Annotated in this window: 25 protein-coding genes and 3 pseudogenes; 11 read left to right on the plus strand and 17 right to left on the minus strand. The window is 59.3% G+C overall.

What is annotated here, in order from left to right; translation table 11 throughout:
• Window positions 1-119: 119 nt before the first annotated feature.
• The 7 genes and pseudogenes from RM533_RS03515 to coxB all read right to left on the minus strand — a co-directional run.
• A pseudogene (locus RM533_RS03515) lies at window positions 120-395 on the minus strand (DUF983 domain-containing protein); the annotation flags it as partial.
• 110 nt (window positions 396-505) lie between these two features.
• A complete protein-coding gene (locus RM533_RS03520) occupies window positions 506-1,327 on the minus strand; it encodes a cytochrome c oxidase subunit 3 (protein ID WP_311339828.1) in 822 nt (273 codons plus the stop codon).
• A 128-nt stretch (window positions 1,328-1,455) separates the two neighbouring features.
• Window positions 1,456-2,007, minus strand: coding sequence for a cytochrome c oxidase assembly protein (locus tag RM533_RS03525; RefSeq protein WP_311339829.1), 552 nt, complete (start codon window positions 2,005-2,007; stop codon window positions 1,456-1,458).
• Between the two features lie 64 nt (window positions 2,008-2,071).
• Window positions 2,072-2,257 carry a cytochrome c oxidase system small membrane protein gene (locus RM533_RS03530; protein WP_311339830.1) on the minus strand — a complete coding sequence of 62 codons (186 nt, stop codon included), beginning with the start codon at window positions 2,255-2,257 and terminating at the stop codon, window positions 2,072-2,074.
• An 11-nt stretch (window positions 2,258-2,268) separates the two neighbouring features.
• A complete protein-coding gene (locus RM533_RS03535) occupies window positions 2,269-3,189 on the minus strand; it encodes a heme o synthase (protein WP_311339831.1) in 921 nt (306 codons plus the stop codon).
• A gap of 99 nt (window positions 3,190-3,288) precedes the next feature.
• Window positions 3,289-4,986 carry a cytochrome c oxidase subunit I gene (gene ctaD, locus RM533_RS03540; RefSeq protein WP_311339832.1) on the minus strand — a complete coding sequence of 566 codons (1,698 nt, stop codon included), beginning with the start codon at window positions 4,984-4,986 and terminating at the stop codon, window positions 3,289-3,291.
• 24 nt (window positions 4,987-5,010) lie between these two features.
• Window positions 5,011-6,105, minus strand: coding sequence for a cytochrome c oxidase subunit II (gene coxB, locus RM533_RS03545; RefSeq protein WP_432265021.1), 1,095 nt, complete (start codon window positions 6,103-6,105; stop codon window positions 5,011-5,013).
• A gap of 232 nt (window positions 6,106-6,337) precedes the next feature.
• On the opposite strand from coxB, the gene pyrE reads away from it, so the two are divergent.
• From pyrE to ruvX, 7 genes and pseudogenes are all read left to right on the plus strand, one after another.
• The gene (pyrE, locus tag RM533_RS03550; protein ID WP_311339833.1) at window positions 6,338-6,919 is read left to right on the plus strand and encodes an orotate phosphoribosyltransferase; all 582 of its coding nucleotides are present in this window, start codon (window positions 6,338-6,340) and stop codon (window positions 6,917-6,919) included.
• Entirely contained in the window at window positions 6,916-7,659 is a 744-nt protein-coding gene (locus RM533_RS03555) for a pyridoxine 5'-phosphate synthase (RefSeq protein WP_311339834.1), read from the plus strand. Before pyrE ends, RM533_RS03555 begins: the two co-directional genes overlap by 4 nt.
• Window positions 7,660-7,723: 64 nt before the next feature.
• Window positions 7,724-8,119, plus strand: a pseudogene (gene acpS, locus RM533_RS03560) (holo-ACP synthase); the annotation flags it as partial.
• Between the two features lie 100 nt (window positions 8,120-8,219).
• A complete protein-coding gene (gene lepB, locus RM533_RS03565; protein WP_311339835.1) occupies window positions 8,220-9,176 on the plus strand; it encodes a signal peptidase I in 957 nt (318 codons plus the stop codon).
• The gene (locus tag RM533_RS03570) at window positions 9,151-10,239 is read left to right on the plus strand and encodes an AI-2E family transporter (protein ID WP_311339836.1); all 1,089 of its coding nucleotides are present in this window, start codon (window positions 9,151-9,153) and stop codon (window positions 10,237-10,239) included. The genes lepB and RM533_RS03570 overlap by 26 nt, the downstream gene beginning before the upstream one ends.
• Window positions 10,240-10,282: 43 nt before the next feature.
• Window positions 10,283-11,374 (plus strand): DUF3089 domain-containing protein, encoded by a 1,092-nt coding sequence (locus RM533_RS03575; protein ID WP_311339837.1) that lies wholly within the window; start codon window positions 10,283-10,285, stop codon window positions 11,372-11,374.
• Window positions 11,371-11,841: a Holliday junction resolvase RuvX gene (ruvX, locus tag RM533_RS03580; protein ID WP_311339838.1), complete on the plus strand. Its 471-nt coding sequence runs from the start codon at window positions 11,371-11,373 to the stop codon at window positions 11,839-11,841. The genes RM533_RS03575 and ruvX overlap by 4 nt, the downstream gene beginning before the upstream one ends.
• 141 nt (window positions 11,842-11,982) lie before the next feature.
• On the opposite strand, the gene RM533_RS03585 is transcribed toward ruvX, so the two are convergent.
• The 5 genes from RM533_RS03585 to argH all read right to left on the minus strand — a co-directional run bounded on the left by RM533_RS03585 (window position 11,983) and on the right by argH (window position 16,007).
• Window positions 11,983-12,210, minus strand: a complete 228-nt coding sequence (locus RM533_RS03585) for a hypothetical protein (protein ID WP_311339839.1) — start codon at window positions 12,208-12,210, stop codon at window positions 11,983-11,985.
• A gap of 89 nt (window positions 12,211-12,299) precedes the next feature.
• On the minus strand, window positions 12,300-13,076 hold the full coding sequence (locus tag RM533_RS03590; protein WP_432265023.1) for a precorrin-2 dehydrogenase/sirohydrochlorin ferrochelatase family protein: 777 nt from the start codon (window positions 13,074-13,076) through the stop codon (window positions 12,300-12,302).
• Window positions 13,077-13,113: 37 nt separating this feature from the next.
• A complete protein-coding gene (gene lysA / locus RM533_RS03595) occupies window positions 13,114-14,370 on the minus strand; it encodes a diaminopimelate decarboxylase (RefSeq protein WP_311339841.1) in 1,257 nt (418 codons plus the stop codon).
• 3 nt (window positions 14,371-14,373) lie between these two features.
• The gene (locus RM533_RS03600) at window positions 14,374-14,628 is read right to left on the minus strand and encodes a hypothetical protein (protein ID WP_311339842.1); all 255 of its coding nucleotides are present in this window, start codon (window positions 14,626-14,628) and stop codon (window positions 14,374-14,376) included.
• Window positions 14,625-16,007: an argininosuccinate lyase gene (gene argH, locus RM533_RS03605; RefSeq protein WP_311340156.1), complete on the minus strand. Its 1,383-nt coding sequence runs from the start codon at window positions 16,005-16,007 to the stop codon at window positions 14,625-14,627. Before argH ends, RM533_RS03600 begins: the two co-directional genes overlap by 4 nt.
• A gap of 43 nt (window positions 16,008-16,050) precedes the next feature.
• On the opposite strand from argH, the gene RM533_RS03610 reads away from it, so the two are divergent.
• From RM533_RS03610 to RM533_RS03620, 3 genes are all read left to right on the plus strand, one after another.
• Window positions 16,051-16,674: a TlpA family protein disulfide reductase gene (locus RM533_RS03610; protein ID WP_311339843.1), complete on the plus strand. Its 624-nt coding sequence runs from the start codon at window positions 16,051-16,053 to the stop codon at window positions 16,672-16,674.
• A 244-nt stretch (window positions 16,675-16,918) separates the two neighbouring features.
• Window positions 16,919-17,344: a nucleoside diphosphate kinase regulator gene (gene rnk / locus RM533_RS03615; RefSeq protein ID WP_311339844.1), complete on the plus strand. Its 426-nt coding sequence runs from the start codon at window positions 16,919-16,921 to the stop codon at window positions 17,342-17,344.
• 43 nt (window positions 17,345-17,387) lie between these two features.
• The gene (locus RM533_RS03620) at window positions 17,388-17,996 is read left to right on the plus strand and encodes a uracil-DNA glycosylase family protein (RefSeq protein WP_311339845.1); all 609 of its coding nucleotides are present in this window, start codon (window positions 17,388-17,390) and stop codon (window positions 17,994-17,996) included.
• Window positions 17,997-18,051: 55 nt separating this feature from the next.
• Here the strand turns inward: RM533_RS03620 and RM533_RS03625 are convergent, their stop codons facing one another.
• Window positions 18,052-18,852 (minus strand): META domain-containing protein, encoded by an 801-nt coding sequence (locus tag RM533_RS03625; RefSeq protein WP_311339846.1) that lies wholly within the window; start codon window positions 18,850-18,852, stop codon window positions 18,052-18,054.
• Between the two features lie 266 nt (window positions 18,853-19,118).
• On the opposite strand from RM533_RS03625, the gene RM533_RS03630 reads away from it, so the two are divergent.
• Entirely contained in the window at window positions 19,119-19,280 is a 162-nt protein-coding gene (locus tag RM533_RS03630; RefSeq protein WP_311339847.1) for a DUF1328 family protein, read from the plus strand.
• Between the two features lie 696 nt (window positions 19,281-19,976).
• On the opposite strand, the pseudogene RM533_RS03635 reads toward RM533_RS03630, so the two are convergent.
• From RM533_RS03635 to pgi, 4 genes and pseudogenes are all read right to left on the minus strand, one after another.
• Window positions 19,977-20,183, minus strand: a pseudogene (locus tag RM533_RS03635) (hydroxyisourate hydrolase); the annotation flags it as partial.
• 12 nt (window positions 20,184-20,195) lie between these two features.
• The gene (locus tag RM533_RS03640) at window positions 20,196-20,378 is read right to left on the minus strand and encodes a peptidase associated/transthyretin-like domain-containing protein (protein WP_311339848.1); all 183 of its coding nucleotides are present in this window, start codon (window positions 20,376-20,378) and stop codon (window positions 20,196-20,198) included.
• A 37-nt stretch (window positions 20,379-20,415) separates the two neighbouring features.
• On the minus strand, window positions 20,416-21,762 hold the full coding sequence (gene gor, locus RM533_RS03645) for a glutathione-disulfide reductase (protein WP_311339849.1): 1,347 nt from the start codon (window positions 21,760-21,762) through the stop codon (window positions 20,416-20,418).
• 99 nt (window positions 21,763-21,861) lie between these two features.
• Window positions 21,862-23,394 (minus strand): glucose-6-phosphate isomerase, encoded by a 1,533-nt coding sequence (gene pgi, locus RM533_RS03650; protein WP_311339850.1) that lies wholly within the window; start codon window positions 23,392-23,394, stop codon window positions 21,862-21,864.
• Between the last annotated feature and the right edge of the window lie 15 nt (window positions 23,395-23,409).

The following is a 23,409-nucleotide window of genomic DNA, read 5'->3' on the forward strand; positions in this document are numbered from 1 at the left end:
TGCGTGAGGTCATGCACCGGCTTCTGATCTTGCGAAGCGGATCCCTGCAGGATTTGCGGGCGAATCGCCCCTGCATCTTGCGGCGCAAGGCTTGCCGCATTGCTCGCGCGTGACGTCTGCTCACGTGCATCCCGGCGAGATTCGAGCGTCAGCAACATGCCCTTGGCAATCCGCAAGCCGTAAACAACCAGACCAACAGTTACCGGCACCCACAAGATGATCTGCAGCCAGAAAGGCGGATGGACCATCTGATCAAGTATGATCGCAAGCACAGCCAGAACTGTCCCAATGATCAGCGTCAGAAAAGCCGCTGGACCGTCACCTACATTAAACCTAGTATAGTCAAGTCCGCAGGCCTTGCACGCGTCGCTGAAACGGACCGGACCAGCGAACATGGTCCGGGTTCCGCACTGCGGACACTCACCCAGCGCGCCAGCGCGGAGCAGCGGCAGAAAGGCTATACTGTTTACCTGCGACCGCTGCTCACTATGGTGGTCTTCGCTCGTCAATGGATCTCCGCGCCCCATCCACCCCACACATAGATGGCAATGAAGAGAAACAGCCAGACCACATCAACGAAGTGCCAGTACCATGCGGCAGCTTCAAACCCGAAATGCTGACGCGGCGTAAAATCACCCTGATAGGAGCGGACCAGCGCAACAATCAGCATGATCGTGCCGATAATGACGTGTGCACCGTGAAATCCCGTCGCCATGTAGAACGAGGAACCATAGGTATTCTCGCCAAAAGGGAATGGCGCATGAGAATATTCATAGGCCTGCACCGCCGTGAACACGACCGCGAGAATAATTGTCAGCCATAGCCCTGTCTTCAGCCCTTCCCTGTCGCCATGGATCAAGGAGTGGTGCGCCCAGGTGATGGTCGTACCCGAACACAGCAGGATCAGCGTGTTGAGCAAGGGCAAATCGAACGGGTCCATGACCGCTTCGATTGCAGCGGGGGGCCACTGACCATCAACCACTTCGGCAAGTGTGCTGGGGAACAGCGCGAAATCAAAAAATGCCCAGAACCACCCGGCGAAAAACATGACTTCTGATGCAATGAACAGGATCATCGCATAACGCAGATGCAACTGCACTACAGGCGTATGGTCACCCGCACGCGCTTCCTTGATGATCTTGCCAAACCACGCAAACAGCGCCACCGCGACACCGATACAACCTGCGATGAGCACCAGGCTGCCAAATGCCAGGTCGTGCATGTAAAGCGCAAGCCCGGTCGTCGAAGTCAGCAGCGAGGCCGACAGGATGAACGGCCACGGATCAGTCGGCAAGATGTGATAATCGTGGTTCTTTGTGCCGGCCATTGTCAAACTTTCCTCTGCACTTGCAGTATTTACCGATCGAGCGACCACAAGGCACGCCGGGTGATACCGCAGCCCTTAGCTTTGCTAAAGACTCCGGTCCAGAGCCTTTGCGACACCATCACAACGTTCTATCCAGCCACATCGTGCTGATAAAAAGTGTAACTCAACGTAATCTGCTCAAGATCCTTCGTGTCGGGATCATCCAAGATGGCAGGATCAACGAAATAGAGCACCGGCATACGCATTTCCTGGCCCGGCTCAAGCGTCTGGTCGGTAAAACAGAAACACTGGATCTTGTTGAAATATTTGCCGGCCTGCGTCGGAGAGACATTGAAAGTCGCCGTTCCGGTCACTGGCTGATCCGAATCGTTTCGGGCCAGGAACACCGCCATGTCCCGCGCGCCCACTGCAACATTATCGGTAGAATGTTCAGGCCTGAAGCTCCAGTTCATGCCGCGCTCTACGTTGCCATCGAAACGGATCGACATCATGCGTGTGCTGACCGCCACAACGTCAGCTTCGGCCTGTGTGGCCTGCTGGGTCGTGCCACCGAGGCCCGTAACCTGACAGAACATTCTGTAAAGCGGAACCGCCGCATAACCAAGACCTAGCATTGCTGCTGCAATCAGCAGGGCTATGACGCCGACACGCCGGTTGTTGGCGATTGCAAGCGCAGTCATTTACCTTCCTTCCGGATTGGCATGGGCCAGAATGGCACCGACCAAAGTGTCGTCGCGCAAACTGTCATTGCAGCATTACCCCATCCTGCTCTGCAGCAGCAGCGCTCCGCTCCTCAGGTGTCGGGAAGCGCACAATCGTAAGGGCATAGAACATCACCACAAGCCCGATCAGCACGGCGCCAAGAACGAGGTTCCTGCTTTTTACCCGATCCTGGGGGGTTTCGTCACGGCTGTCACGGTCATCTTTCATGATCCAGGCAATTACCTCAAAACCCCATGATAAGCAATCAGCCGATCAAGCACGAGAATGCCAAACAGAGCAAAAAGATAGACGATCGAGAAGGCAAACAGCCGCTTTTCAGGCCGCATCCCATCTTCGGGAGACGACGTGCGCAGCCCCACCGGAAGCGCAAGCGCAAAAAACAGCAGCGATAGCACGGCAGCTCCTGACAAATAGATCAGCCCCGCTCCGCCGATGAACCATGGCATCAACGCCATTGGCGTCAGAATGACTGTGTAGGCGAGGATCTGGCGCCGCGTCGCCATCTCTCCTGCCACCACCGGCATCATGGGAATCCCGACATTGGCGTAATCACTTTTGACAAAGAGCGCCAGCGCCCAGAAGTGCGGCGGGGTCCACAGGAAGATGATTGCAAAAAGCACCAGCGGCATCAGGGTCACGTCGCCAGTAACAGCCACCCACCCGATCAGCGGCGGAAAAGCTCCCGCTCCGCCGCCCACCACGATGTTCTGCGGCGTGCGCGGTTTCAGCCAGATGGTATAGACAACCGCGTAATAGACGATGGACACCGCGAGCAGAACCGCCGCGAGCCAGCCAACACCCAGACCCATCACCATGACAGATCCTGCTGACAGGATAATGCCGAAGTCGCGCGCGCTTGCCTGATCCATCCGCCCGGCGGGCAGCGGGCGCTGCGCCGTGCGCTTCATTCCAGCATCAATTTCGGCCTCGTACCATTGATTGAGCGCTGCTGCACCGCCTGCTCCAACAGCGATACACAAAATAGCGACGAAGGCGATGAACGGATGAATTGTTCCAGGTGCTGCTAGCAGGCCGCAAATGCCAGTGAACACCACCAGCGTCATAACCCGCGGCTTTGTCAGCGACAGGAAATCGCGCCAGTGCGTCGGCAGGATCAGTCCGTGATTGTTGGTGATCATTGCATACCCATAGCCTGCCGCTCGCTAGCCGGCAAAGGCTCTATGAAAAAGGCTCCGGAGGCATGCTCCAGAGCCTTTTTTCATGCCGACAACTGCCGATCAATGTGCCGTGGCACGATCGTCAATTTCCGGCAGCGTCTCGAACTGGTGGAAAGGCGGCGGGCTGGACAAGGTCCATTCAAGCGTCGTCGCCCCTTCACCCCAGTAATTCGGCGCCGCCTTCTTTCCTGCAACAATCGTGTACAGGATGTTGAGGAAGAACACACCGATGCTGATGGCCATGATGACATAACCGATCGAAGCGATATGGTTCCAGTAGGTGAACGCGGGCGTATAATCCGGATAGCGGCGCGGCATCCCCTGCATTCCCAAAAAGTGCATTGGGAAGAAGATCAGGTTCACACCGATGAAGAAGATGACGAACTGGATCTTTGAAAGCAATTCGGAATGCCAACGACCGAACATCTTGGGAAACCAGTAGAACCAGCCTGCAAAGATTGCGGTCACCGCTCCAAGTGACAGCACATAGTGGAAGTGCGCCACGACATAATAGCTGTCATGCAGATTGTCGTCGACTCCACCGTTTGCAAGCACAACCCCGGTCACACCGCCAATGGTAAACAGGAAGATGAAGCCCAAGGCCCACCACATGGGCGATTTGAACTCGAGGCTGCCTCCCCACATCGTGGCGATCCAGCTGAAGATCTTGATGCCGGTCGGCACGGCGATGATCATCGTCGCTGCGGTGAAATACATCTTTGCGTTTACGGACAAGCCCACTGTGTACATGTGATGAGCCCATACGACGAAGCCGACTACGCCGATTGCTACCATGGCATAGGCCATGCCAAGATAACCGAACACGGGCTTGCGGCTGAACGTCGCGATGATCTGGCTGATCATGCCGAAACCGGGCAGGATCATGATGTACACCTCGGGGTGACCGAAAAACCAGAACAGATGCTGATACAACACCGGATCACCGCCGCCCACCGGATCGAAGAAGGTGGTGCCAAAGTTACGATCGGTCAGCAGCATAGTGATGGCCGCTGCGAGCACAGGCAGAGCCAGCAACAACAAAAACGCAGTGACAAGCACGGACCAGACAAACAACGGCATCTTGTGCAGGGTCATGCCCGGCGCCCGCATGTTGAATATGGTCGTAATGAAATTGATCGCGCCCATGATGGAACCTGCGCCCGCAAGGTGCAGCGCAAAGATCGCAAAATCAACGGCCGGGCCCGGCGAACCTGAGGTCGACAATGGTGCATAGACCGTCCAACCAGTGCCTGCCCCCTGCGCCGTCCCGCCCGGAACAAACGCCGAGATCATCAGCGAACAAAAGCCCATGAAGGTCAGCCAGAAGCTGATGTTGTTCATGCGCGGGAACGCCATGTCGGGCGCGCCGATCATGATGGGCACGAACCAGTTCGCGAAGCCCCCGATCATCGCCGGCATCACGACGAAGAACACCATGATGAGACCGTGCGCGGATATCAGCACGTTCCACAGATGCAGGGTCTGGTCAAAATCGGCCGGCTGCCCATGCAGAAATTCAGCCCACCAGCCAAGATATTGAATGCCCGGAGCCGCCAGTTCGGCACGCATGATGCCCGAGATTGCACCACCGATCACGGCAGCGAAGATCGAGAAGATCAGGTAAAGGGTGCCAATGTCCTTGTGATTGGTGGACATGAACCAGCGGGCGAAGAAAGACGGCTTGTGATCGGCATGCGAGTGCAGGTCATGCGCTTCGTCATGGATCGGCAGGCTTTCCGGATTTGCGGTAGTGGCCATTGCTCAGATAACCTTATTCATGTCTCAAATAGTCGGAACCGGCTCACCGGCCGCGCCCTCGGGAGCCGGAAAACGCGTGCCGGTCGCACCGGGAATTGCGGATTCGGGCTGCTGTATTCCAGCTGCAGTTGGCGGGCCCGCAGGCTCACCGGCAGAAAGCGTACCGCCTGGCTGCGTCAGCACCCACTGCTCGAACTTGTCGCGCGGAAGAGCTTCGACAGCAATCGGCATATAGGCGTGCCGCGCACCGCAAAGCTCCATGCATTGTCCATAATAGACACCAGGCTCCTTGATGAACAGCATCTTCTCATTCAGCCGTCCAGGCACGGCATCGAGCTTGAACCACAAGGATGGTACAGCAAAGGAATGGATCACGTCCGCACCCGTGGTCTGGATGCGAATGGGCTCACCGACCGGCAGAACCATGCGCTTGTCTGCTGCCAGCTGCGCCGGTTCACCATTTGCAATTGCCTCGTCTTCGGGAAGCATGTTTGAAATGACCTCGAAGTCGCCATAATCGGGGTAGGTGTATCCCCAATACCACTGATACCCGGTCACTTTCACCGTCAATGCGTCGGCAGGAGCTGTCTCGTATTGCTTGGCAAGAAGATCGATCGACGGGACAGCAATACCAAGCAGGATCAGGACCGGAAGCAATGTCCAGATTACCTCGACTGTCGTGTTATGCGCAGTCTTGGAAGGCACCGGGTTGGCTGCCCGACGATACCGCGCCACCACCCAGATCATCAGAAACAGCACCAGGAGCGAAACCAGAGCGATCACCGGCATCAGGATCGCATCGTGCATCCACAAGCCGTATTCACCAATGGCCGAATATTGATCCTGAAAGCCCAAAGCGCCGTCGATTGGCTGGCCCTTGCCCGGCGTCGGCGCCATTGGCACATAAGAGCCTGCCGGCACCTGGGCCACCGCAGTTGCTCCGGCGCCTGCATCAGGAGCCGTCATCACTGCTGCATCGGCAAGCGGTTCAGCTCCGGGCGCAACAGCTGCAAGCACCTGTTTGGGCAGAATGGCCATACCTGCGGCAATTCCGACTCCGGTAAATGTGATTTGCTCAGCCGCGCGGCGCAATTTGCTCACCAGTTCGCTCGCTTTCATGCCAGTATTCCATTGATCCATATGAATTTATTTATATCATCAGTGCCTCGGCAACATGCCGGGAGCGCCGAATATCATCCACATGTGTGACTGCCTATACGCATGCTTGCAGACAGCCTCAAGCATCTCTAGAGAAAAAAGGCTGATCGCCCGCAGGATATCGCCTGTTGGCCGGCTGTTCTGCGGCTTTGCGCCTGTAGCGTCACAATGTACGAAAAGAGGTCGCACGCCCATGACAGATGATGAGGTTCTGAACGAGTTTCGTGCTGCCGGCGCTCTTCTGGAAGGGCACTTCAAACTGTCCTCGGGCCGTCATAGCGGTCATTACCTGCAATGCGCGCGGGTGCTGATGAATGCGGCGCGGGCAGAGCGGCTCGCGGCCGCACTGGTCGAACGGATGCCGCAAGATCTTGTCTCGGCGATTGGCGCGGTCGTGTCTCCTGCGATGGGCGGCATCATCTTCGGGCACGAGATCGGGCGTGCTCTTGGCAAGGACGCGATGTTCGTGGAACGCCCGACCGGAACATTCGAGCTTCGTCGCGGCTTTGCGCTCGCGCCGGGTCAGAAGGTGTTGATGGTCGAAGATGTGGTGACTACCGGCCTGTCGAGCAGGGAAGCGATTGCTGCGATCGAAAGTGCTGGTGGCAGCGTCATAGGCATGGCCAGCCTGATTGACCGGTCCGCTGGTCAAGCGGTATTCGATATGCCCTATTTTGCCCTTTTGAAGATGGATTTCCCCACCTTTCCCGCTGACGATCTGCCGCCAGACCTTGCAGAGATCCCGCTGAGCAAGCCGGGGAGCCGCAACGCATGAACGCCGCGGGACAGCCAGGACCACTTCGCCTCGGAGTGAACATCGATCATGTCGCGACCATTCGTAATGCGCGCGGCGGCGATCACCCTGATCTGACGCGCGCGGTAAGGATCGTGTCGGACGCAGGTGCAGACGGGATAACAGCGCATCTTCGGGAAGATCGCCGCCATGTGCGTGATGCCGATCTGGATCGCATCCGCGAAGCAACCGACCTGCCGCTCAACCTCGAGATGGCAGCCACGGAGGAGATGCTCGAAATAGCCCTGCGGCACCGGCCAGCCGCTGCTTGCCTGGTCCCGGAAAAGCGGGAGGAACGCACGACCGAAGGCGGGCTTGACGCAGCAGGGCAGCAGGAACGGCTTGCGGGCACTGTGGCGCGACTGCAGGACGCGGGCATCCGCGTCAGCCTGTTCATCGAGGCCGAGGAACGGCAAATCGCCGCCGCCATGAAGCTTGGTGCGCCGGTGGTGGAACTGCACACTGGCCGCTATGCACATGCAACAGGCCCAGCAAGAACGCGCGAGTTGCAGCGGATCTGCGACATGGCGGCGCTTGCGGCGAAAAACGGGATAGAGCCACACGCAGGACACGGGTTGACCTACGACAATGTCCAGCCGATTGCTGCCATCCCGCAGTTGCGGGAACTGAACATCGGTCATTTTCTTGTTGGCGAGGCGCTGTTCAAAGGTCTGGACGAAGCTGTGCGGCAAATGCGCAGCATCATGGATGAGGCGCGCTGATGCCGATGTGCGGATCGCACGCGATCATTTTTGCGGGTCGCCTCGACAGCGGGTGCGCAGCGTCATGATCATCGGAACAGGGTCGGACCTGTGCAACATAGAGCGCATTGCCAATTCGCTCGAGAGGTTCAAGGAACGCTTCGAGCAACGCGTGTTCACCCCGACCGAGCGGGCCAAGGCACAGCGACGGCCGCGCACGCGCGCTGGAACCTATGCCAAGCGGTTCGCCGCCAAGGAGGCGTTTGCCAAGGCTGTCGGCACTGGATTCAGCCGCGGCGTGTACATGAAGGACATTGGTGTGGTGAACAGCCCGTCTGGCGCGCCGACCCTGCATCTTGAGAACGGCGCTGCCAGTCGGTTGGCGGACCTCACCCCTGCGGGTCATGAAGCGGTGGTCCACCTGACGCTGACGGACGATCATCCCTGGGCACAAGCATTCGTGATAATAGAAGCGCGGCCCAGTGCCCCTGCTTCTGGCGCTTCCGCTGCCCGTATTCCCGCCGGCTCCAGGCCTGCCGCACTGCACTCCCGAACAGAAGGTGCGGAATGATCGGCGCAGCATGACCGGCATCACTGCAACAGGACCGGACCCGCTCGTTTCCCCTGCCTCCGGCAGTGGGGATGAAGCAGGACGGGGTTGGTTTGGTGAGCTTGCCACCCTGGTTGCAATGCTGCTGGCGGTGCTGACCTTTCATTCGCTTGTTGCCAAACCTTTCTACATTCCGTCCATTTCGATGATGCCGAACCTGCTGGTCGGGGACCGGCTGATCGTCAGCAAATATCCCTATGGCTGGTCCTGGGTGTCGGCGTCGTTCCATGTTCTGCCAAGGTCGGACCATCGGATCATGCCGGGGATGCCGGAATACGGGGATATCGTTATTGTGTCGCCGCCGCATGCCGAAGAGGACTGGATCAAGCGTGTGGTTGCCCTGCCCGGAGATCGGATTGCCGTGCGCAACGGGCAGATTGTCCTCAATGGCAAGGCTGTACGCCAGGAAGTGGAACCCGCCATTCGCCTTGCGACCGACGATGCACAATCTTGTGACGGGATGCCGTGTTTTTCGGCATTCGAAAGCTTCCGGGTGAGGACACCAAGCGGAAAATGGGAATATGAGTTGCCGTCGTTGCGTGAAACGCTGCCCAATGGTGCGTCCTATCTGATCATCGACCATCGTGAACAGCCGCTCGACAACCAGGCTGAAATCACGGTTCCGGCAGGTCACCTTTTCCTCATGGGCGACAATCGCGATCATAGCGCCGACAGCCGGGAACAGCGGTTCGGTATCGGACTTGGCGGCCCCGTTCCGCTGGCCGATATCGGGGGCCGGGCCGAGTTTGTCACTTTCTCTCTGGACGGCAGCGAACAGTGGAACCCGATGACATGGTGGCCGGCCCTTCGAAGCGGGCGCGCATTGGCGAACCTGCGCCCGCCGCTACGGCAATCCCCGCAGCCGCAACCGGCAGCAGAACCGCTTCTGCAAAATCCAGCTCATGAGAGCGACAATCATGGGATATGATGACAAGAGCTATGCAGAAGCGCGCAGCCCCTCCCGGATAGCCGACCCGCGCCTGCGGCTCGAGGCGCGCAAGGCGTTCGTCTGGATCGGCATTGCCGTTCTGATCGGTCTGGCGCTTTACATGGCGCAGGCTCTGTTGGTGATCTTTGGCGGTTTGGTCTTTGCCGCGCTTGTAGATGGCGGTGCGCGCCTGCTTGGTCGGATCCTCCCGGTTCGCCGTGGTTTTCGCATCGCCATTGTAATGATCCTGACAACCGCATTCTTCGTCTGGTTGCTGTTCTTCGCCGGATCACAGCTGGCGCAGCAAGCCGCGCAATTTCCTGCTCTGATCCAGACGCAGGCGGATCAGCTTCTGGAATGGGTGCAATCGCAGGGTCTGGCGCTCAACACGCCTGATACCAGCACCATCGTGCGGCAGGTGGTCGGCGGGCTGGGCGAGCTGACGCGGATCGTAGGCGGTGTCGTCGGCGGCTTCACGACCATGTTCCTCATCATCATCCTCGGTATCTATTTTTCTGCGGAACCTCGCCTTTATGAACGCGGGCTCGCCTGGTTTGTCCCGCTCGATCATCGGGACGGTTTTGTCACCATGATCAACTCGATGTCCGACGCCATGCGAAGGCTGATGTTCGGACGGATTATCGGCATGGCGTTCGAAGGTGTGCTGACATGGATCGCGCTCACGCTTTACGGAGTGCCGCTTGCGGGATTGCTGGGACTTCTGACCGGTCTGCTGGCTTTCATCCCCAATGTCGGAGCGATCATTTCCGGGTTGCTGATGATTCTGGTCGGATTTTCAGGCGGTACGGACATGGCACTTTATACGCTGGGTGTTTATGCGGTGGTGCAGACGTTCGACGGGTACATTGTCGTGCCGATGATCGCGCGCAAGACAGTGGATCTCGCTCCTGCACTGGTGCTGGCGGTGCAGCTTATCCTTGGCGTCCTGTTCGGCATTCTTGGGCTGGCGCTTGCAGATCCGCTGGCGGCAATGATCAAGACCATGCTTGAACATCGATCGAAGACAGCGGCCGAAGCCGGGCCGTGGGCTGCGGAGGGCTGATCTGTTGGCACGCAAGTTCCTATACATTGTCGCAATTTTGATTGTGCTATTCCTGGCCGGCGCACTGGCATTCAGCTTCTGGGCCAAGGAACTGACTGCGTTCACCTTTGTCCCGCGCACGGCCTTTGTCGAACCGGACCCGCTGGGCGACAATGCCTATGACGATACGCAGTTCTGGATCAGCCGTCCCGGTACCGGTCAGGCAGACGCGGCAAACTGGGTGCCTGACAATTTCAAGCGTGGCAGCCGACGCACTGATGCCGCAGTGTTTTTTGTCCACCCCACTAGCTTTCTCGAGAGTTCGGCCTGGAACGGCGCCATCGGCGATGCAGCCTCGCAAGATCTCGCCGGCTTGTATGTCCGCGCGATGGCCAGTCCGTTCAACAGTTCTGCCAATATCTGGGCACCGCGTTACCGGCAGGCAGCGATCGGCGCCTTCCTGACGCAGAAGTCCGAAGGCAAAAGAGCCATAGACACAGCCTATGCCGACGTGGAGCAGGCATTCGATTATTTTGTCCGCTCCATCGATGCAAATACGCCGATCGTCCTTGCCGGCCACAGTCAGGGCGCGCTTCACCTGCGCCGGCTGCTGAAGGACCGGATTGCCGGAACGCCACTCGTCGACAGGATTGCCGCGGCTTATCTGGTGGGCTGGCCGCTGTCGCTTGCCAATGATTTGCCCAGCATGGGATTGCCTGCCTGTGCCACGCCGGACCAGAACGGCTGCATCATGAGCTGGTCCAGCTTTGCAGAACCTGCTGAACCTGAACCGCTGCTGGAGGCGTTTGACAGTTCCCGGGGACTGAACGAGCGGCCCAACGCCGGCGGGCGCTTCTTGTGTTCAAACCCCCTGACTGGCACGGCGGGCGGCGCTGCGCCTGCTACTGCAAATTTGGGCACGCTGATCCCGAACGACAGTTTCACCGCAGGCAGGCTCGTGCCTGCAGCGGTTCCGGCCCGCTGCGACGGACGTGGATTGCTGCTGGTGGGTGATCCGCCAGAAATGGGCAACGCGGTTTTGCCGGGTAATAATTATCATATTTATGACATACCGTTGTTCTGGGCCAATCTGCGGCAGGATTTCGAACGGCGCGTGTCCAGCTGGCAGTCAGAGGACGCGCAGGCGGCCCGATGATTACCGACGACTGCCGCATTTTTTCAGATGCTGTTGCCCCCGGTGTGCTGATCGGGCTTGATCCTGGCACAAAGACAGTCGGGGTGGCGACCTGTGATGCCGGCTGGCACTATGCAACCGCTGGCAAGACGCATCTACGCTCCAGCTTTGCGGCTTTGCGTGAAATGCTGGTGCAGATCGTCACCGAGCGCCGGGCGACGGGCTTCGTCGTGGGCCTCCCCCGTAACATGGATGGCAGCCAGGGGCCTCGCGCGCAAGCCAGTCGCGCGCTCGCTCGCAATCTTGAGGAGGCTTTCGATCTGCCCGTCCTGCTGTGGGACGAGCGCATGTCGACCATCGGAGCGGAACGCGCGATGATCGAACAGGATTTCAGCCGTGCAAAGCGCGCAGCGCGGATCGACAGCCATGCTGCTGCAGTCATTCTGCAAGCCGCGATCGATGCGCTCAGCAATGACGGACTGGACTAGCCGCGCGGCGTGCCGAAAACATGTTCCTTGTCTTCACCACTGCGCGGCCTTCACCACTGCGGGGCCTTCACCACTACAGGCACAAAAAACCGGGTGCGGACACGCCACACCCGGTCTTGATAAATTCAAACCGAAGATCGATCAGTCGACCGTGCTGGCATCTGCCGGCTCGGTTTCGATCACCGGCACTTCGACAACGCGCTCTTCAGTGGTCACGTCGACATCGGCGGTGTCGACGTTGTATTCAGGAAGCTGACCTGCTTCGACATCAACTTCGGGCAGTTCACCATCCTGCGTCTTTTCGACGTCGCAAGCCGAAAGACCAAGCGCCAAAACGCCGCCAACTGCGAAGATTGCAAATTTCCTCATCATACATCCCTTGATTATCAGTAAAAACCCTGCATCGCGCCTGCTCTGCCATGCGCCACACTTAAGCCGCAATTTACGCACTTAAACTGTCAAGGCAAGCAGATTACCACCGTCAGCAATCCCGGCTCGGGTTGTGCAGGCTCAGGCAGAAGGAGTGTGAAGGCCGCATCTGCCCGTGCACGGGTCAGGATCGCCGGGGGCACAGCCGCATCGTGCAGCACGACATCCGCACTGCCCAGCATGCGCGCTTCACGCAAGGTCAGATCATCAGGATCCTCACTGCGCAGCCTGATCGTGAACACGCCGGTTTGCAGATTACGGTTGGGCTGCTGCAGCCAGTCCGACACAGCCTGGGCGCCATGTTCAACCAGCGGATCGAGCGCGCCTCCTTCGGCGAGCGCAACGTCGAGCGCCCTGCGGCGCGCAGTAGCGTCAGTCCAGCGGGTACGGATCGCCGCGCGCTCCTTCGACAGCATCGTGGCGAGACGCCCCAACTGTTGCGGCAACATCCGCTCCAGCCGCAGCCGCAGCATCTTGGCCAGTCCCGCAGAAGCGCCGCCGGTTCCCACAGCCACAATCACCGGATCCCGGTCGATCAGCGACGGAACGGTAAATTCGCACAGGCTGGGACGATCAGTAACGTTAACGATGAGACCGCAAGCGCGCATTCGCTTCGCAGCAGCGATAGCCTCTCCCTCGTCTTCAATGGCCACAAACGCCAGCGATGCGCCCTTGGCATCAGCTTCGCCGACGCAGACACCGCCTGCGCGTTCCACCAGGCGCCGCTTGGCGCGTGCGGCATCGCCATGGCCGAGCACGACCACAGGCAGGTTCGTCACCCGGTGGAACAATGGCAGGGATTGCATTATGCCCGCTGTCTGCGCTTGACGGAAGAAAGCTGCATCAAAGCCAGTCCGGCACACGTTCGGCGGCCAGGATCGTGGCAGGCTCGATCCGGTCCGCGACCACTGCGAACCGATCTTCATGCACCAGCACCTCGGGAACCAGAGCCCGGCTGTTGTAGGTATTTGCCATGGTCGCCCCGTAAGCGCCTGCAGTGCGGAAAACCGCCAGATCGCCTGCCTCTAATGCGGTGATGTCCCGTGCCATTGCAAAAGTATCGCTGCTTTCGCAAACCGGACCAACGATGTTTGCCGTCATCCGCGCCGGGCCAGCACGCACTGGCACGAAATCATGCCATGCATCGTAAAGCGCCGGTCGTGCAAGATCGTTCATGGCAGCATCGACCACAACAAAAGGATGCACCACGCCCTGCTTTACCCGGATCACTCGCGTCAGCAGCACTCCTGCATTGCCGGCAATCACGCGCCCGGGTTCAAACATCAATGTCACGCCCCAGTCGCGCGTTACACGCAGGATCATCTGCGCGTAATCAACAGGATCGGGGAAGCTTTCCCCGTATCTATAAGGAACGCCAATCCCGCCGCCCAGATCCATATGGGTGACGCTGCACCCTAGCGCCCTGATTGCCGCCATAAGCCCACCCATGCGGACGAACGCCGCCTCCAGCGGTGCAAGGCTTGCAAGCTGGCTGCCGATATGCACAGCCAGACCGCGCATGTGCAGACCCGGCAGCAGCGCGAGCCGCGCGTAGATTTCTGCAGCCGCGTCATACGGCACTCCGAACTTGTTTTCTGCCTTGCCGGTGGAGATCTTGTCATGCGTGCCGGCTGAAACGTCGGGATTGATCCGCAAGGCTGCCTGCGCAATCCTTCCACGCGCAGCGGCCAGCCTGGCAAGTTCCAGCCCCTCTTCTTCGGACTCGATGTTGAACTGCCCGATACCCGCGTCGAGTGCAGCCAGCAGTTCGGCATGCGTCTTGCCCACGCCGGAAAAGACGATGTCCTGCGCCGCCATGCCAGCGGCAAGGGCGCGCTGCATTTCACCGGCGGACACCACATCGGCGCCAAACCCGTGTGCCTGCAATACACGCAATATAGCCAGATTAGGATTGGCCTTGACTGCAAAGGCGCAGCGGGCATCCGGCAGGATCGACAGTGCGTCGCGAAAAATGTTCGCGTGCCGCGACAAGGTTGCATGGGAATAGACGTAAACTGGTGTCCCGACCTCCTGCGCAATTTGCGTCAAAGGGACATCCTCTGCATGCAGCAAGCCATCGCGATAGGTAAAATGATCCACCGTTTAAAGCTCCGGCGGCAGGTCGAAGGGATCGGCTTCGCGCGGCTCCGAACGGGTGCGCAGCTCGATGTTGCGTTCCGGCGCGGCTTGTGGAAGCCGCTCCAGCAATTCCTCTGCCTGGGGGCGGCGCGTCTCACCATAGACCGCTACTGGCAGAGTGTTGCCGGGCGCGGGTTGAAGCGCGGTCTGTTGCGCACAGCCAGTCAACACCGCCATGGAAAGCGCAAGGACGATCATTCGCTGCTTGCGTGCGTTCATCTGCTTTCCTCCAGGCGAAGTGCCTTGCGTGCATCCCTGACCCGCGCCCGCACCTGATCAGGCGCAGTGCCACCATGGCTCGTTCTTGCGGCAACCGAAGCATCGATGCTGAGCGCCTGATATACACGGCTGTCGATGCGCGGGTCGATGTCAGTGAGGTCCTCGATGGTCAGCTGGTCTAGCGCCACGCCACGTTCCTCCGCCAGCCGGACTGCTGCGCCGGTGATGTGGTGAGCCTCGCGAAAGGGAATGCCTGCTTCGCGCACCAGCCAGTCGGCAAGATCGGTCGCGGTGGCATAGCCCGCTTCGGCTGCCTCGCGCATCCGCGATGCCCGAAAGCTGCTTTGCGCAACCATTCCGGTCATTGCCGCCACGCTGAGCGCAAGCAGCGATGCCGCTTCGAATACCGGCGGCTTGTCATCCTGCATGTCTTTGGAATAGGCAAGCGGCAGCCCCTTCATGGTAACCATCAAGGCAGTAAGACAACCCACGATGCGTCCACTGTGCCCGCGCACCAGTTCGGCGGCATCGGGGTTCTTCTTCTGCGGCATGATCGAACTGCCCGTGGACAGGGCGTCCGGCAGAGTGACAAAACCGAATGGCTGGCTTGCCCACAGGACGAACTCTTCTGCTAGCCGGGAAAGATGCAGCGCGCATTGTGTTGCGCAGGAGAGGAAATCGAGCGCAAAATCGCGATCGGAGACGGCATCCAGACTGTTGTCTGTCGGCCGGTCAAAGCCAAGCGCTGCGGCCGTACGATCACGGTCGATGGGAAACCCGGTGCCTGCCAGCGCAGCGGAACCCAGCGGACATTCGTTCATCCTGGCTCGCGCATCGGCAAAACGCGATCGGTCGCGTCGGATCATCTCGTGATATGCCATGAAATGATGGCCCAGAGTAACCGGCTGCGCCGTTTGCAGATGGGTGAAGCCCGGCATGATCGTGGCTGCATGCTCCTCCGCCCGTTCAACAAGCGCCTCCTGCAAGGCAGCCAGCGACAGATCGATACTGTCGATGGTGTCGCGCACCCACAGACGGAAATCCGTAGCGACCTGGTCGTTGCGGCTGCGTGCGGTGTGCAGCCGGCCGGCCACCGGACCGATGAGCTGTGTCAGCCGGTCTTCGGTGACCATATGGATGTCTTCGAGGTCCCAGTTTTCCGGTACCCCGTTCGTCGCATATTCCGCAGCGATCGTATCCAGCCCGTCTGCAATGGCGCGCGCGTCCCTGGCCAAGACAATCCCCTGCGCCTCCAGCATGCCGACATGCGCCTTGGAGGCAGCGATATCCTGACGCCACAAGACCTTGTCGAACGGGATGGAGGCATTTATCTCGCGCATGATCGCCGATGGACCGGCCGCGAAACGCCCGCCCCACATCTGATTCGCCTGATGGCTTGCCTTGCCTTGATCGGAGCTTGTGTTGTCGTTCATCGATCCCAATCCGCCGCTGTTCATAACGGGCGGCGCCCGCCGCAAAGCGCTGGCAAGCGCTTTTCTGGCTGCGTATGCGCTCGTCGTCAGCGGCTGCGATAGGCAAAGCGCCACGCCTGTGCAACCGGATGTCGCGACCAGCAGCTCAGGCACCGCGCTCGCAGGTGTACTCGACCGATCACATGCCGGCACACCGCTTCCCAAAGCCATGCTGGCCCTTCCCGATGGCAAGCAGCGGCAGCTTGGCGACTTTGCAGGCGAACCGCTGCTGGTCAATGTTTGGGCGACCTGGTGCGCGCCCTGTGTCGTGGAGATGCCGATGCTGAACACGCTGGCGCAGGATCGTGAAGGACACCTGCGGGTGATTACCGTCTCTCAGGATCTTGGCGATCCTGCCAAGGTACAGGCGTTCTTCACGTCGCGCCACCTTCGCAATCTGGAGCCATGGCTCGATCCTCAAAATACGCTCGGCTTTGCGTATGGGACAGGCGTTCTGCCCACGACTGTGCTTTATGACGCAAACGGCGAGGAAGTATGGCGGATGATCGGCGGACATGACTGGTCGTCCGCATCGGCAGCGCAGCTGCTGAACCTGAAGCCGCAGGATCGCTAGCTGGGCACTCGCACCCACGCCATGCCGACATCTGTTGACGGGCAGGAGAGCGACGGGCATTGTGAAACATCCGACGCTGATTTGCCAGGCGGCCCGGACCTAGAACGTGTTTCGCTATGAAGGCTGTGGCAAACCTTCGTCCGATAGGGTGGGTCTGCAGTTTAGATGTGGTGCTCTGGCCCTAATCAGCTGCTCAGGCACTCGGCCCGGCGTACTTACCTTGGTTCTAACGAGTTTCAAGATCATGTCTCAGTCTGATCCACGTCCAGCTGTCCACCTTGTCGATACAGAGGCGGACATCCTTTCCGAACTGGCCATGAGCGTGGAGGAACGCCTGCCGGAAGTTGCAGCGATGCTGAGCCAGGAAATCAATCGGGCCACGCTTCACAAGCAGGGCAGTATTCCTGCCGATATCGTCACGATGATGGCGACGGTCGAGTTCGTCGATGACAACAGCAATGCAACCCGCACGGTGCAGCTCGTCTATCCGCGCAATGCCGATATTCAGCAGGGGCGTATTTCAATCCTGACGCTGGTGGGCGCCGGATTGATCGGAATGCGCGAGGGGGCGATCATCGAATGGCCGGATCGCAATGCCCGCACCCGCAAATTGCGCATTGGCAAGGTCATGCAACCGGACGCAGCAGCAGCGGATGTGCAGCCCGCCTGAAGCGGCCCTTGCCAACGATGCGGAACACGGCAGACCGACGATAATGGAACCGGGCATCGGCGCAGGAGATGAGGAACACAGCGCGCTTGCAACCTTGCTCGGCGATGTGCGGGCGTGCCGACGATGCAGCGAATTCCTGCCGCTCGGGCCTCGTCCGTTGCTGCAGGTTTCTTCGGATGCGCGCGTTCTGGTGTGCAGCCAGGCCCCCGGCAGCAAGGCTCATGCGTCCGGCATCTGCTTCGATGATGCGTCAGGAAACCGCCTGCGCGAATGGATGGGCATCACACCAGGCCAGTTCTACGACGCACAACGTGTCGCTATTCTGCCGATGGGTCTGTGCTACCCGGGAAAGGCGAAGGCCGGAGACGCTCCGCCCCGGCCCGAATGTGCGCCCTTGTGGCGACAGCGGCTGCTACAGTCGATGCCCGGCATATCTCTGACCCTGCTGGTGGGCGGCTATGCGCAGGCTCATGTGCTCGGCCCCGGTCGAGTGTCGGATCGCGTGCGAAACTTTGCCAGTCAACCAGGCTATCTGTCGCTGCCGCACCCATCCTGGCGTTCGACTGGCTGGATGCGGCGCAATCCGTGGTTTTCGCAAGAGGTGTTGCCGCACCTACGGAACAGCGTGCGTCAGGCGCTACAGATAAACTGACGCATGCTGTTCCTTGAGCGGGGCCAGTCATGACGCGGCCGATGCACAGGCTGCTTCAGCGGCTGCGCTCTGCAACCATCTGCTTGCCATTGCCTTCAAGCACGAGCCGTCCGTCAGCATCAAGCGTCACCCGGTCAATGCCGTTCAGCACGTCGAGAAAGCGGCGCTCCTGCTGCATCAGACCCGGTTCGCAAGCGCGTTGTGTCACGGCAATCGCCGTCTTCGAGATTGCGCTACCATCCAGCTTGTATTCCGCAGAAAAATTGTTGCAGCCGGTATCGCCATAAAGCCTGCCGTCGAGTGCGAAATTGATGGTCGGTGCGGTAGGCTGCGGGGCTACATCATAGCCAATCTGCGTTATCCTCCAGACGCCGTCCTGCACGTCGATTATCCCTTCAGATCCTGCGTCCTGCGCCGATGTCATGGTCAGCATGATCGATCCGACTTCGTTGCGCGCATCACGCAGGTTGAGCAGGAACGGGCTGCTGGTCCTGAACATGGTTTTGCCATCCGGATCCTTGATGAACGCACGCAGGCCATACAACGGACCTTCGGAAATGTTGAGCGTTGACACATCAATCGAGAAGGGCACCGGTGGGCCGCGCCGTTCAATGGATGTTTGCGAGCGGGCAAGCACCAGTTCCCTGTCAGCGCCATTGGTAATGTCGCTGACAATGATTTCCATCTGTGCTCCCGGCGGCAGCGCAATTCGTTCGCGATACACAAGGTCGCCGCTTACGCTGATCGGATTGCCAACATTGGCCGTGGGCTCGTTTTGACCGGCACCCATGGTTGCACAGCCCGCCGTGCCAAGCGCAAGAATAGCGGCAGATATGCTTAGTGCAACTTTGTTCATCATAATCCTTTTCTGCATTCCTCAAGCATTCGACCGGCACTTCGCCGACAGTCTTTTCGGCATTGAAGAGGAAATGCTGCTGTCGGTATGAAATCTCGCGCAGCGGCTTTGTTCCATCGGCATGGAAGATCCTGATAGCAGGGACCGACCTTTGTGGGTTCTGCGATATCAGATGATCACATCAGCAGCAGGTGACAAGTTGATCCGGAACATAAATCCTGCTTGTCGGTTTTACACTTTTGAATAATCACTTTGGAGGGCAAATCATGCTTACATGGATCCTTATTCTTCTTGCAGTTGCTGCAATTGCCGGCCTGCTCGGTTTCGGCGGCCTTTCGGGCACTGCGCTAACCGGCGCAAAGATCCTAATCGGCATCGCGCTCGTTGTCTTCATTCTCGTGGTGTTGGGCGTGATCGCCATCGCATAATCCGCCCAGCTTCATGCGAACAGCCCGGTGCAGCAATGCATCGGGCTTTTTCGTACCTGCTGATCGGCTGCGGCGTTCGTTACGCAAGACAGGCACCATTTGCTCATTCCGCGTCGGCGCAAGCGCACCAATACGCTATGACAAGCAGCGCTATCGCGACCGCCAACTCGCCGAAAACACCTTCTGCCCTCTCCGGCACTTCCATCGTGTTGCCACCCGCTACGACAAGTTGGAGTCAACTTCCGCCCAGACGTCGCGTCAGCAACCACTTTGGGAGCAAGCGTTATCCCGTTCGGCACGCTGATCGGGCAGGTTCGGGTGCTGCCCCCCGCCCCTCCGCGGCTCACGCCTCATCCTGCGCCCGCTATCGCAGATCAGGGCAGTGCGTCGTTCCACCGTTCTATGCCATGGGTCACCACCGGTGTTCTTGTCATAAGAGCGGTTCGGTCGTTGTGCCTTTCCGGTTGAGCCGTCCTCCATTCAGCTGCCAACACAGCGCCATGGCTAATTGTAGTTTCAATGGCTGACCCGGATCCTGCAGTGGCTGTACGCATCGTGTTGGAGGCCAGCAGGTCCGTCACCGCGGCTGTGGCGCTGACGTTTTTCGGAGTGATTGTCGTTAGCTGACGGGTCACCCACAGCGCCAGCCTTTCACCCGCTGCACTCCTCAGTCGGAATAACTCCATCAAAGCCTGATCAATTCCCGCGATATGTCGAATAACCAAAGGGGCTGACAATGACGGGAACGTGATATTTGCCATCTGCATCGGCCACGTTGAATACCACCGTGATCTCGGGAAAAAACGCTGGATTGCGCATGTCCCGATAGCCCGTCATGTCGAAAGCCAGACGATAGGTTCCCGCAGGCAGCGTCGATGGATTGGCGAAGCGTTCCACTCTGCCGTTCGGTTGCGTCTACACTGTCGCCACCGGCATCCACCCGCCGCCATCAACGCGCCTCGACAAGGTGACGGGTACCCCGCCGCCGCCTGTTCCACTTGTGATGTCGAGCACATGCGTAGATATTTCCGCCGCACCGACTGGCATTGCCATTACCGCAGTCATGATTGCAACGCATGCCGCCAAGGTCTTGTTCATAGTTTTTCCTTAGATGTTTGCGGCAGGCGAACTGTCTTCATTTCATCAAGACCAGCTCTTCTGCCATGGTTGGATGAATAGCGACCGTGGCATCGAAATCCGCTTTGCTCAGCCCTGCTTTCACTGCCACTGCCGCGCCCTGCATGATCTCGGGTGCTTCAGGGCCGATCATGTGCAGACCAACCACCCGCTCGCTGTCACCTTCGCAAATCATCTTGTACAAGCCGCGTTCCTGCCGGCCGGCAACCACGTGCTTCATCGGTCGGAAATCGGACTGGAAAACCCGGATCGATCCAAGCTGCTGACGGGCCTCTGCCTCGGTCAGGCCGACGCTCGCCAGCGGCGGATGGCTGAACACCGCACTGGGAATGCAGTCATGAACTACAGAGGTTGGCTTGTTGCCAAAAATTGTGTCGGCAAACGCCTGGCCCTCGCGGATGGCGACGGGCGTAAGCTGGACCCTGTCCGTCACGTCGCCGACAGCATAGATATGGTCGATGTTGGTCTTGGAGAAGCGGTCCACCTTCACCGCTCCTTTGTCGCTCGTCTCCACACCGATATGATCAAGGCCAAGCCCCCTGGTGTTGGGGAGGCGTCCTGTGGCAAACATCACGCAATCGACTTCCATGTCTTCATGGTTCGTCATCGAGACGCGCAAACAGCCTGCTTCGGTTTTCTCGATACTGCGGAACTCTGCATTGAACCGGAATTGGATGCCCTTGGTCAGCGATATCTGCAACAGCCGGTCGCGCAGACTTTCGTCATATCCGCGCAACAATTGGTCCGACCGGTTGATCAGGGTAACCTTGGCGCCGAACTGATGGAAAATACCGGCAAATTCATTGGCGATATAGCCCGCGCCCGCAATCAGCACGCGTCGAGGAATGGCATCAAGGTGGAACGCCTCATTGCTGGTGATGCCCAGTTCGTGTCCGGGGAAGTCAGGCACATGCGGATGCGCCCCCGTCGCGATCAGAATATGCGCTGCCGTGACGACTTCGCCGCCTGCCAGAGTGATTTCATGTTCGCCAGTGAGTTCGGCACGCTCGTTGATGATCCTGACGTCGTGATTTTCCAGCGTCTGCCGATAAAGGCCGTTCAGCCGATCCACGTCGGCAAGCACATGGTCGCGAAGCCGCACCCAATTAAAGCGGCATTCTCCTACCTCCCAGCCAAACTGCCGGGCATCTTCAAGATCCTCTGCGAATTGCGCGCCATAAACGAGCATCTTTTTCGGTACGCACCCGCGAATCACACAGGTGCCGCCGACCCGGTACTCCTCTGCCACCGCGACCTTTGCGCCATGTGCGGCGGCCACACGGCTTGCCCGCACCCCGCCAGAACCGGCTCCGATGACAAAAAGGTCGTAATCAAATTTCGGCATGCAAAACTCCTGTAAGGTTCCGCGCCCTGATGGGGTGACTGCGCCTGCTGGATGATTCCTCCCCAATCAGGCATCTGCTGTAAATATCTGACCACATAATCAGGTTGTTAAACCCGATTTCTCAAGCAGCGCCTGAGTGCTGGGATCGAAACTGCCACCTGTCCCGCTTTCCATTTCCTTGGCAATCTGTTTGCCCAGTTCGACGCCGAACTGATCGAACGGGTTGATGCCAAGGAGGACCGCGTTGCAGAAGGTCCGGTGTTCGTGGAATGCAATGAGGGCACCCAGAGTTCCGGGCGTGAGCGCATCGCACAGGATTGTGGCCGAAGGGCGGTTGCCGGGATAGCGCCTTGCAGGATCAGCACTCTGCTTTCCTGCCATCAGCGCAGCGCCTTGTGCAAAACAATTGGTCAGCAAGATCCGCTGATGCGCAGGGTCAAGGTCATGCCCCGGCTGCTTCACTGCGATGAAGTCCACCGGCACCTCGACCGTACCTTGATGCAGCAATTGAAAGACGGCGTGCTGCGCATCGGTTCCGGTTCCGCCCCATGTGACAGGCGCAGTCGGCCGGTCGAGCGCTGCACCGTCGGCGGCAACGCGCTTGCCGTTGGATTCCATCTCAAGCTGCTGAAGATAATCGGGAAACAGGGCGAGCCGTTCATCGTAGGCAAAGACGGCCCGGCTCTGGCATTCGTGGACTTGAGTATAAAGAAGATCGGCAAAAGCTGCCCGCAGGGGAAGATTGTCGGCCGGCTCACTTTGAGCGAAATGCCGGTCCACTGCGGCAGCCCCGTCCAGCATTGCGGCAAATCCCTCGTAGCCCAATGCCATTGCCACGGGAAAGCCGATCGAGGACCACAGCGAATAACGGCCACCCACCGATTCGGCAAAAGGCAGCACACGCGTTTCATCGACGCCCCATTCGACAGCTTTGTCCGGGCTGGCGGTCAGTGCCACAACCCGGCCAAACGCATCCTCGACACCTGCTTCCTGCAACCATTCAACAGCGCTGCCAGCGTTCGTCATCGTCTCGATGGTGGTAAAGGTCTTGGAGGCAATTGCGATGATCGTGGCGGCCGGGTCGCAGACCTCGAACGCGGCTTCAAGCGCATTGCCGTCGATGTTGGATACCACGTGCACATCCACCAGCGGCCGGAACTCGGCCGTCGACCGGGCAAGTGCATCGATTGCAAGCGCCGGACCCAGCGCGGATCCGCCGATGCCGATATGGATGAGGTGCTTGACAGGCCCCATGGCGCCTTCGTGGACGGCCTCTGTCAGCAGGCGCATGCGCAGGTGCAGCGCCGCTGCCTCCTCGACACTGGCCGGTGCACCTGTACCGCGCTGCGCCAGATGTTCTGCTGCTCGTCCTTCGGATGGATTGACGATCCCGCCCGTCAGCAGAGCCTCGCGTGCGCTGGCAAAATCCATCGCTTCGGCAAGTTGTGAAAACAAGCCGACAAGGTCCTGATCCAAATGCGTTTTGGACCAGTCGAACAGAATTGCGTTGCCTCCAATGTCCAATGTGTCTGCAAACCGTGTGACGCGATCGGCGTCCTGGTCGAACAATTCGCGCAACGTGGGCTGCGGCAGTTTTGCAATGGCGTTCCAGATGCTGTCCACATTGGGCATGTTCGTGCTTCACCC

Source organism: Croceicoccus esteveae, assembly GCF_031846435.1.
In the GTDB taxonomy this organism is placed as follows: Bacteria; Pseudomonadota; Alphaproteobacteria; order Sphingomonadales; family Sphingomonadaceae; genus Croceicoccus; species Croceicoccus esteveae.